Origin of the sequence: Xenorhabdus entomophaga (genome assembly GCF_037996725.1) — a bacterium.
GTDB classification, from domain to species: Bacteria; Pseudomonadota; Gammaproteobacteria; order Enterobacterales; family Enterobacteriaceae; genus Xenorhabdus; species Xenorhabdus khoisanae.
Map to the genome: position 1 here is coordinate 1 of NZ_JBBMXH010000271.1, position 957 is coordinate 957.

Here is a 957-nt window from a genome sequence, read left to right on the forward strand (position 1 = left end):
CTCGTCACGCAATACCGACGCCGCCGCATAAGTGGCTTTTCGCAGCACCTGATTATTTTCAGCCTTGCTGAGCAGTTCGAGATCTTTCGCTATTGCCTGCAAGCCGGAAAAATCCAGATCCGTATGAATACTCATGGTTTTACCCCCTGTTTGCATAACAGCTCAAGCTGGGTCAGTTTCGGGTCAGGGATCACCGCCTGAATGTCGTAAACCTGCCCCCTAAACACCATACGGGACGCGCTGGTGACATCCGGACGGTAACGCAGCCAGACCCGTACCGTGGTTTCTGAGCGTTCAGCCCCCGCTGTCAGTAACTCACGCCCGCTAATGAACTTAACCTCTGCCCAGACCGTGGCGATATCCTGCCACACCTGCATACGCTGGCCCGATGGCAAGTTGATCTGGGTAAAGCTCTGTAACGTGATGCGGTGACGCAATCTGCCTGCCTGCATTATGTCCCCCTCATGGGTCTGATCCGATAATCGTTAAGCAGTTCCTTAAACCCGCTGGCTAATACATTGGGCTCGCGGTGCTCATACCAGAACCCAACCGCCAACATTAAGGCCAGTTTAACCAACGGGGTGATCAACATGCCGTCAGGGTCATCTGCCGGAACGTGGTCTTCATAGAGTTTTCGATTGAGGTAATTTTCGGCTTTTTCTCTGGCACTCATGAGGTAGGTCAGTAACAGCTCATCGTCCTGCGTTTCATCCACTTTGCACTGCAAGCGCAGCTCTTCAATCGTGGGTAGCGGCATATTTCCCCCATAATAAGGCGGCACGCCGGCCGCCCAGAGATTACTTACTGCCCGCAGCGCCTTTCAGCAACTTCACGGCGTGACTGTCGACCAGCAGGGAACCCACCCGTTTAGTGGTGTAGAAGTGGATAAACGGTTTGCGGGTGTACGGGTCACGCAACATACGCACGCCGAGGCGATCCAGAATGGTGTAGCAGCGT

3 protein-coding genes and 1 pseudogene are annotated in these 957 nt (G+C 54.1%); all 4 read right to left on the reverse strand.

Going from position 1 to position 957, the window contains the following annotated elements; translation table 11 throughout:
• Positions 1 to 135, reverse strand: a pseudogene (locus tag AAC854_RS24760) (HK97-gp10 family putative phage morphogenesis protein); the annotation flags it as partial.
• Complete coding sequence (locus tag AAC854_RS22705) at positions 132 to 452, reverse strand: phage head closure protein (protein WP_340619069.1); 321 nt, start codon at positions 450 to 452, stop codon at positions 132 to 134. The gene AAC854_RS22705 and the pseudogene AAC854_RS24760, both read right to left, overlap by 4 nt.
• The gene (locus AAC854_RS22710) at positions 452 to 757 is read right to left on the reverse strand and encodes a head-tail connector protein (protein ID WP_273546780.1); all 306 of its coding nucleotides are present in this window, start codon (positions 755 to 757) and stop codon (positions 452 to 454) included. Before AAC854_RS22710 ends, AAC854_RS22705 begins: the two co-directional genes overlap by 1 nt.
• Positions 758 to 797: 40 nt before the next feature.
• A partial coding sequence (locus AAC854_RS22715) for a phage major capsid protein (protein ID WP_340619070.1) occupies positions 798 to 957 on the reverse strand: 160 nt, incomplete at its 5' end.